The following is an 8,365-nucleotide window of genomic DNA, read 5'->3' on the forward strand; positions in this document are numbered from 1 at the left end:
CAAGTATTATTTTGATTTATCCAAGAAAGTTTTTGACTAATACAATACTTTTGTTAAAAAATATTCGATCAATGAGCAACATCATCTACAACCCCCTAGATTTGGAAGTTCATCCTCCAAAACTATTTCCAGATTATAAATCAACGATTCTCAGAGCTCCAACTAAGCCTTTGGTGGTTATCAAACAATCGCTTTCGGAGTTGACGGGTCCAGTTTTCGGAGATTTTAATTTAGGTCCACTCGATCATGACCTTACAAAAAATTCTATCAAAAATGGTGAACCTTTAGGCGAGAGAATCAAGGTTTTTGGTAAAGTTGTCAACGAAAACGGACAACCAGTACCAAATACACTTATCGAAATTTGGCAAGCAAATTCTTGTGGACGTTATGTGCATAAAGTTGACCAGCACGATGCTCCACTTGACCCAAATTTCTTAGGAGCAGGGCGTTGTATGACCGACAAAGACGGAAATTATAAGTTTTATACCATAAAGCCAGGGGCGTATCCGTGGGGAAATCACTATAATGCTTGGCGTCCGAATCATATACATTTTTCATTGTTTGGGGCAAATATTACAAATCGTTTGGTTACTCAAATGTATTTTCCGGGCGACCCACTTTTGCAATACGACCCGATTTTCTTGGGTGTACCACCCAAAGGCCGTGATTTGTTGATTTCTAAGTTTGATTTAGAAAACACCGAAGAAAGTTTTGCCTTAGCCTATCGCTTTGACTTTGTATTGAGAGGCAATAATGCTACCCCTTTTGAAAATTTGTAAAAATGATAATCTTAAGAATGATAGTTTATAAAGTCAATTTTTGAATCGTAAAATCGTTATTCGCAAATCGTAAATCAAAATGAAACAAACTCCCTCACAAACCGTCGGGCCATATTTTGCTTATGGTCTCACGCCTGAGCAATATTTATATGATTTCAAGCAATTAGTTGGTAACCAGATGGTTAAGCCTTTTGAAGTTGAAAATGCTATCACGATTATTGGTAAAGTTTTCGATGGAAATGGCGTTGTGATTCCAGATGCCATGATTGAAATTTGGCAGAATGATGGCGAAAAGCAACTTTTTGGTCGCTTTGGTACGGGAACCGATGCTGAGAATCGCTTTATTTTTAGTACTGTCAAGCCAAAATCGTACAACGGACAAGCTCCGTATTTGTCGGTAATTGTTTTCATGCGTGGTCAGTTGATTCATTCATACACGCGTATTTATTTTTCTGATGAAGATGAGCTTAACGCAACTGATGAGGTATTAAACCTTGTTCCTGCTGATAGAAAACATACACTAATTGCCCAACAAATCTCATCATTGCAATATGAATTTAATATTTATATGCAAGGCGAAAATGAAACTGTATTTTTTGAAGTATAAAATGTAATGACGAGCTTACGATTGACGAAAAGTTTATTCGAAAGGTGCTTTACATTCGTAAATCGTAAATCAAAAATCGTAAATTAAAAATGTCTTTATACTCCGAGTATTTTTATTCAAAGGATATAAATAACCTTCTCTCCGAACGCCAAACAATTGCCCAAATGTTGCGTTTTGAAGGAGCTTTGGCTCTTGCTCAAGCTGAGAATGATATTATTCCTTTGCAATCGGCCGAAATTATTGATACTTGTTGTCAAGTCGATTTTATAGATATTGATAAGCTCAAATCCGAAATAAAATTAGGGGGGAATGCCGCTATTCCTTTGGTAAAGCAGCTCACTCGAATCGTAAAAAATAACGATGTTGAGGCATCGAAGTATGTGCATTTAGGAGCAACTAGCCAAGATGTGGTTGATACTGCTACTGTTTTGCAAATGCAGGAATATTGGTACTGGCTCAACGATAAATTAGTAATCCTTCAAGAACTTCTTACCGACCTCACGAAAAAACATCGAGAAACATTGATGATTGGCCGAACATTATTACAACAAGCTCGACCCATTACATTTGGACTGAAAACGGCAGGTTGGCTACAAAGTATCTCACGTAGTAAAGACCGCCTAAAAAGTACACAAAAGCGGGCTTTAATGCTTCAATTAGTAGGAGCCGTAGGAAGTGGGAATGCTAATATTTCAAAGTCAGTGCAACTGAGTTTGGCCAATATATTAGATTTAAAATCTGCCTTTTCTTGGCAATCTAATCGTGATACTTTAGTTGAGGCGGCTTCGGTTTTTGCCTTACTGAATCAATCATTGGGTAAAATGGCGAAGGATATTTCATTGCTTATGCAAACCGAAATTGCAGAGGTTTTCGAAGGAGCTGGTGAGGGAAAAGGAGGGTCAAGCACGATGCCACACAAACGTAATCCTGTTACTTGTGCGGCTATTATTGCTAATGCCACAAGGGTGCCGCATTTGGTGGCAAGTTTGTATTCGGCGATGCCTCAAGAGCATGAGCGTTCGGCTGGATTATGGCATGCTGAATGGGAGGTTTTAAGCGAAATTATGCTCCTAACTGCGGGAAGTATTGAGCGAGCTATTGAGTTAATGGAAAGTTTAGAAGTAGATAGACAGCGAATGTTACTCAATCTCGAACTTACCAAAGGTTTAATTTATGCCGAAAATGTTTCGCTGGCTTTAGCTACAAAAATAGGTAAAATTAATGCTCACGAATTGGTTGAAAAGGCCTGTAAATCAGCTATTTCGCAGCAAAAACATTTGAAAGAAATACTTGAAGAAATGAATATTGATTTACCCAATTTAGAAGCATTATTCAAACCCGAAAACTCAATTGGTAATAGTTTGGAAATGATTGATGAGATTTTGAATTAAACCTTTGTCAAAGTTTTGAACTTTGACAAAGGTAAAAGATAAAAAATATGAACTACAAAATACAAGGCACTCCGAACAGCCCCGTACTGATTTTCTCAAACTCATTAGGTTCGGAAATGATGATGTGGGATGAACTAATACCCTACTTACTACCTTATTTCAGAGTCTTGCAATACGATACACGTGGACATGGAAGTTCAAAGAATGATATCAGTATGGAGGGATATACAATCGAGCTTTTAGGAAAAGATATCATCAACCTAATGGATGACCTAAATATCGAAACTGCCTACTATTGCGGTCTTTCGATGGGTGGTTTGATTGGTCAATATCTTGGACTAAATCATCCCAATCGCTTCAAAAAGATAGTTTTGAGCAATACAGGTGCAAAAATTGGCAATGATGAGCGTTGGAATGGCCGAATCGAAACTATTTCCAAGAATGGTATGCAAGCTATTGTTGATGACACGATGGAGCGTTGGTTTACCGAAGATTTTCGCAAACAAAATCCAGAAAGAGTTGCCCAAACCCACGCCATGTTTTTACGTAGCGATGTGCAAGGATATTCAAATTGCTGTTGTGCCATTCGTGATGCCGATTTTCGAAATCAGCTTCAAAACTTGCGTGTTGAAACCTTAGTAATTACTGGCGATGAAGACCCTGTTACGAATGTTGAACAAGCTGAGTTTTTAGTAGCAAATATTCCAAATGCTACACTTAAAGTGCTTCATGCCAGACATTTAGCCGCTACCGAATTACCCCAAGAATATGCCAAAGTTTTAATTGATTTTTTTACAGGCCAGTCAACCTTTGACAAAGGGATGCACGTTCGTAGAACCGTTTTAGGAAACGCTCATGTTGATCGTGCGAATAGTAAAATAAACTCTTTTAATGCTGATTTTCAATCGTTTATTACAAATTATGCTTGGGGTGAAGTTTGGACTCGACCAAATTTATCAAAGCACAATAGAAGCTTGATAACCATGGCGATGCTAATTGCTTTGAACCGTCAAACTGAATTTAAAATGCACGTAAGAGCAGCCTTCAATAATGGTGTAACGGTTGATGAAATCAAGGAGGTAATCATGCAATCTGCCTTGTATTGTGGCCTTCCTGCTGCTAATGAAGCTACTCATGCTGCCGAAGAAGTATTTAAAGAATTAGGTATAAATATTAATGAATAAACATCGTAGAGATGTTGCATGCAACGGCTCTACTGTAGGAATTTACATTGAATTCAAAAAATATGAAAACAATAAAAACACAAGTCGGAATTATTGGTGCTGGGCCTGCTGGGCTTACTTTAGCTCATTGGTTAAAGAAAGAAGGTATTTCGTCAGTCATTATCGAGCATCGTAGCCAAGAATACGTACAGGCTCGTGTGCGTGCTGGTTTGTTAGAACAAAATACGGTTGATATATTCAAAAACCTTGGTTTAGCCGATAGATTAGTTCGAGAAGGGCAAGAGCATCATGGTGTCTATCTGAATTTTGATGGAAAACGTATTCGTGTGCCTTTCGGAAAATTAACCAATGGACGAAATATAACTATTTATGGTCAGCAAGAAGTCGTAAAAGACTTAACCGAAGCATGGGTAAATACTGGAGAAACCTTGCTTTTTGAAGCTCCTGCTCTTGAATTAGAAGGAATTGATAGCCAAAGTCCGAAAATATATTTCGAACATGAAGGTGAAAAAGGTATCATCGAATGTGATTTTATTGCTGCTTGCGATGGCTTCCACGGACTTGGCCGTAAGTCAATGCCAAAAGATAGTTACAAAGAATATACCGTTACTTATCCGTTTAGTTGGTTAGGTATTTTGGCAAATGTCGCTCCATCTTCTGAAGAGTTGATTTACGCTTATCACGAAAGGGGGTTTGCATTGCATAGTTTACGTTCAGAAAAAGTAAGTCGTCTCTACATTCAAGTTGATAATGATGACCACGTAGATAATTGGACAGACGAACAGATTTGGGAAGAACTCTCTATTCGATTAGGAACAGAAGGTTGGGAATTGAAATCTGGTCCTATTTTCGAGAAAAGTATTACGCCGATGCGTAGTTATTTTATTGATAATATGCAACACGGACGGTTGTTTTTAGCAGGAGATGCCGCTCATATCGTACCACCAACTGGTGGAAAAGGCCTAAATTTAGCGGTGGCTGATGTAAAACATTTGGTAGATGGATTTACTGATTTTTACAAGAATAATTCGATGAAGTCCTTAGATGACTATTCAAAAACTGCCTTAAAACGTATTTGGAGAGCTCAAGATTTCTCGAATTTCATGACTACGCTTTTCCACAAGCAAGCTGAGCATGGTTCATTCCAATATCAATTACAAAAAGCAAAATTCGAGTATATTTCATTATCAGAAGCATACGCCACAACCATTGCTGAAAACTATGTGGGATTGCCTTTTGAAACATTTGAAGATTAAACAAGTATTATAAATTCGACCTGTATAAATAAAAACATGAAGCAAGTTCCTATTGTTGACTTAAAAACCGCCGCCTCGATGGTTAAAGAGGGCGATACACTTTTGCAAGGTGGCTTTGGTATGACTGGTAATCCTGTTCATTTAATGCACGCTTTGGCCGAAATAGGTACTAAAAACCTTACATTTATAGGAAATAATACTGGCGAACCAGGCTTAGGTGGTGATAGACTTTTGGCAAACGGACAGTTAAAGAAAGTGATAGGTTCATTCTTTACCTCAAATCCCAATGCCGTGAAAGCAGTACAAGCAGGTTTGGTTGAAGCCGAATTATTACCACAAGGTACGCTTGCCGAAGCTCTTCGTGCGGGTGGAGCAGGAATTGGCGGTTTTTATACGAAGACCTCTGCAGGAACAAAGATTGCCGAAGGTAGAGAAACAAAAATAATTGATGGTGAAGAATATGTTTTTATCAAAGGTTTGAGGGGAAATGTAGCATTTATTCGTGCATGGAAAGCCGATACAGCTGGAAATCTTCAATACCGTATGACTGAAAATAACTTCAATAAATCTATGGCAACTGCCGCCGATTTGGTCATTGCCGAAGTAGAGGAGATTGTACCAGTTGGCGAAATTGCTCCCGAAAATGTGCATACCCAAGGTTGTTATGTCGATTATTTAGTACAAGCCACCCTCATGCTTGAAGATTTAGGTACGTCGGCATCGGTTTCTACTTCAAAGAAAGTCGATGAAGTTCGTATGAATATGGCCCGCAGAGCATTGCAAGAATTGAAAAAAGGCGATGTGGTGAATTTAGGAATCGGAATACCGACATTAGTAGCCGATTTAATTACCGAAGAACACGGCATTATCTTACATACCGAAAATGGTATGTTGGGTGTCGGGCCAGTCCCAACTGATGGTGGTGGAGCAATGGATTATCCGGTAAATGCAGGAAAAATACCAGTAACAGCCCTTAATGGAAGTAGCTATTTCGATAGTGCAGATTCATTCGCCATGATTCGTGGTGGGCATATTGATGTGGCTATTATGGGTGGTTTAGAATGTGATGAAGCAGCCAATTTGGCTAACTGGGCGGTTCCGGGCAAACCACTTTTAGGTGTAGGTGGGGCGATGGATTTAGCAGTAGGGGCAAAAAGGCTTATTATTACCATGACCCATACCAATCCCGATGGTTCGCCTAAAATAGTTCCGTCGTGTGTATTGCCGCTCACAGCTTCGGGCGTGGTTGATATGATTATCACTGATTTGGCAGTTTTTGCTTATCCAGCAGGTAAATTAACCCTCATCGGTCTCATGCCAAATGCAACTTTGGAAGAAGTAAAGGCTAAAACTAGTGCGAAGTTTGAGATTGAGTTAGATTAATAATTAATTTTAGTGAACTAAAATCCCTGTAAATCAGCGTTGGAACATCAGAGTTATCAGCGTGCCAAAAGTTATCGAATAATGAAAGAATCATATATCATAGATGCCATACGCACACCAATCGGTAGTTTTGGTGGCAGTTTATCGCCCGTACGTGCTGATGATTTGGCGGCAATTCCAATCAAAGAATTAATCAAAAGAAACCCCAACATTCCACTCGAATCTATCGAAGATGTAATCTTGGGTTGCCATAATCAAGCAGGAGAAGATAATCGTAATGTGGCTCGAATGGCCTTACTTTTGGCTGGATTACCTTATACCGTTCCAGGCGAAACTGTTAATCGTCTGTGTTCTTCAGGAATGTCGGCGGTTATTCACGCAAATCGTGCAATTAAAGCTGATGATGGTGATGTTTTTATTGCTGGGGGAATCGAACATATGACTCGTGGCCCAATGGTAATGAGTAAATCTTCAAAACCATTCGGTGGTGATGTCCAACTATTCGATTCAAGCTTTGGCTGGCGTTTTGTGAATCCACTGATGAACAAAATGTATGGTACTGACGCCATGGGTATAACGGCCGAAAACTTAGCCGAAATGTATAGCATTAGTCGTGAAGACCAAGATTTATTTGCTTATCGTTCACAACAAAAAGCGTTTGCTGCTCAACAAAATGGCATTTTAGCTGAAGAGATTATCGGTGTAGAAATAACCGATAAAAAAGGAAATATCTCAGTTTTTGACAAAGATGAATTTGTAAAAGGAAGTACAACACTCGAAACCTTGGCCAAACTTCGCCCAGCATTCAAAAAAGAAGGTGGAAGCGTTACGGCAGGAAATGCTTCGGGTTTAAATGATGGTGCTGCAGCTATGCTCATCACTTCAGAAGAAGCTGTAAAAAAATATAATCTGACGCCTAAAGCTCGAATTGTATCATCGGCAGTAGTAGGAGTAGAGCCACGCATCATGGGAATTGGGCCAGTAGGAGCATCTCAAAAAGCCCTACAAAAAGCAGGTTTAACGCTGAATGATATGGATGTAATTGAATTCAATGAAGCTTTTGCTGCTCAGTGTTTGGCTGTTTCAAGAAATCTTGGTTTGGCCGATGATGATGCCCGAATCAATCCCAACGGTGGAGCAATTGCTCTCGGCCATCCACTCGGAATGTCAGGTACAAGAATTGTTCAAGCGGCTGTAAATCAGCTTGTTAGAAGTAAAAAGCGTTATGCTTTGGCTTCAATGTGCGTAGGTGTAGGAATGGGCTACGCCGTGATTATTGAAAGAGTGTAGAATACTGACTTCCCTTAAACAAAAATCCCCCGTTATTGCTGACGGAGGATTTTTTTATTGCTAAAACTACGTTTTCGGTATTAATTAAGCGTTTTTCTTAACAATACCATCTGCGATGTTTTGAGGTACGATTTCGTAGTGAGAGAATGTCAAGTTAGCCGTTGCACGACCAGATGACATTGTACGAAGGTCAGTTACATAACCGAATAATTCTGAAAGAGGCACATCAGCTTTGATTACTTGCGAACCAGCTTTTGTATCCATACCTTTCATCATACCACGACGACGGTTCAAGTCACCAGTGATAGGACCAGTGTATTCGTCTGGAGTAATTACCTCAACTGCCATGATTGGTTCAAGGATTTTCGGACCAGCTTGACGTGCAGCTTCTTTGAAGCCCATACGTGCTGCCATCTCGAAAGACAATGAATCAGAGTCAACATCGTGGTAAGAACCGTGGAATAAACGAACTTTC

At 39.4% G+C, this 8,365-nt stretch carries 7 protein-coding genes and 2 pseudogenes; 8 read left to right on the forward strand and 1 reads right to left on the reverse strand.

The features are described from left to right. Positions 1-71 precede the first annotated feature (71 nt). The 8 genes and pseudogenes from pcaH (at position 72) to pcaF (ending at position 7,890) form a co-directional block, all read left to right on the forward strand. Positions 72-779 carry a protocatechuate 3,4-dioxygenase subunit beta gene (gene pcaH / locus A6M55_RS16570; RefSeq protein WP_015028427.1) on the forward strand — a complete coding sequence of 236 codons (708 nt, stop codon included), beginning with the start codon at positions 72-74 and terminating at the stop codon, positions 777-779. 79 nt (positions 780-858) lie between these two features. Continuing rightward, complete coding sequence (gene pcaG / locus A6M55_RS16575; RefSeq protein ID WP_064198586.1) at positions 859-1,386, forward strand: protocatechuate 3,4-dioxygenase subunit alpha; 528 nt, start codon at positions 859-861, stop codon at positions 1,384-1,386. An 89-nt stretch (positions 1,387-1,475) separates the two neighbouring features. Further along, positions 1,476-2,777 (forward strand): 3-carboxy-cis,cis-muconate cycloisomerase, encoded by a 1,302-nt coding sequence (gene pcaB / locus A6M55_RS16580; RefSeq protein WP_064198587.1) that lies wholly within the window; start codon positions 1,476-1,478, stop codon positions 2,775-2,777. Between the two features lie 47 nt (positions 2,778-2,824). Next, positions 2,825-3,568: pseudogene (gene pcaD, locus A6M55_RS16585) on the forward strand (3-oxoadipate enol-lactonase); the annotation flags it as partial. Beyond that, the gene (gene pcaC / locus A6M55_RS17720) at positions 3,560-3,961 is read left to right on the forward strand and encodes a 4-carboxymuconolactone decarboxylase (protein WP_374755376.1); all 402 of its coding nucleotides are present in this window, start codon (positions 3,560-3,562) and stop codon (positions 3,959-3,961) included. The pseudogene pcaD and the gene pcaC, both read left to right, overlap by 9 nt. A 62-nt stretch (positions 3,962-4,023) precedes the next feature. After that, positions 4,024-5,217 (forward strand): 4-hydroxybenzoate 3-monooxygenase, encoded by a 1,194-nt coding sequence (locus A6M55_RS16590; RefSeq protein WP_082893077.1) that lies wholly within the window; start codon positions 4,024-4,026, stop codon positions 5,215-5,217. A 36-nt stretch (positions 5,218-5,253) separates the two neighbouring features. Continuing rightward, positions 5,254-6,600 carry a 3-oxoacid CoA-transferase gene (locus A6M55_RS16595; RefSeq protein ID WP_064198588.1) on the forward strand — a complete coding sequence of 449 codons (1,347 nt, stop codon included), beginning with the start codon at positions 5,254-5,256 and terminating at the stop codon, positions 6,598-6,600. An 81-nt stretch (positions 6,601-6,681) separates the two neighbouring features. Continuing rightward, positions 6,682-7,890 (forward strand): 3-oxoadipyl-CoA thiolase, encoded by a 1,209-nt coding sequence (gene pcaF / locus A6M55_RS16600; RefSeq protein WP_064198589.1) that lies wholly within the window; start codon positions 6,682-6,684, stop codon positions 7,888-7,890. Positions 7,891-7,974: 84 nt separating this feature from the next. Here the strand turns inward: pcaF and fusA are convergent. Then, positions 7,975-8,365: pseudogene (gene fusA, locus A6M55_RS16605) on the reverse strand (elongation factor G); the annotation flags it as partial.

Source organism: Emticicia sp. MM (assembly GCF_001649495.1).

Excerpts from the sequence above, each read along its gene's own strand:
- A6M55_RS16595 (WP_064198588.1), top strand. The coding sequence starts at position 5,254 with ATGAAGCAAGTTCCTATTGTTGACTTAAAAACCGCCGCCTCGATGGTT.
- pcaF (WP_064198589.1), top strand. The coding sequence starts at position 6,682 with ATGAAAGAATCATATATCATAGATGCCATACGCACACCAATCGGTAGT.
- pcaB (WP_064198587.1), top strand. The coding sequence starts at position 1,476 with ATGTCTTTATACTCCGAGTATTTTTATTCAAAGGATATAAATAACCTT.
- pcaG (WP_064198586.1), top strand. The coding sequence starts at position 859 with ATGAAACAAACTCCCTCACAAACCGTCGGGCCATATTTTGCTTATGGT.
- pcaH (WP_015028427.1), top strand. The coding sequence starts at position 72 with ATGAGCAACATCATCTACAACCCCCTAGATTTGGAAGTTCATCCTCCA.
- A6M55_RS16590 (WP_082893077.1), top strand. The coding sequence starts at position 4,024 with ATGAAAACAATAAAAACACAAGTCGGAATTATTGGTGCTGGGCCTGCT.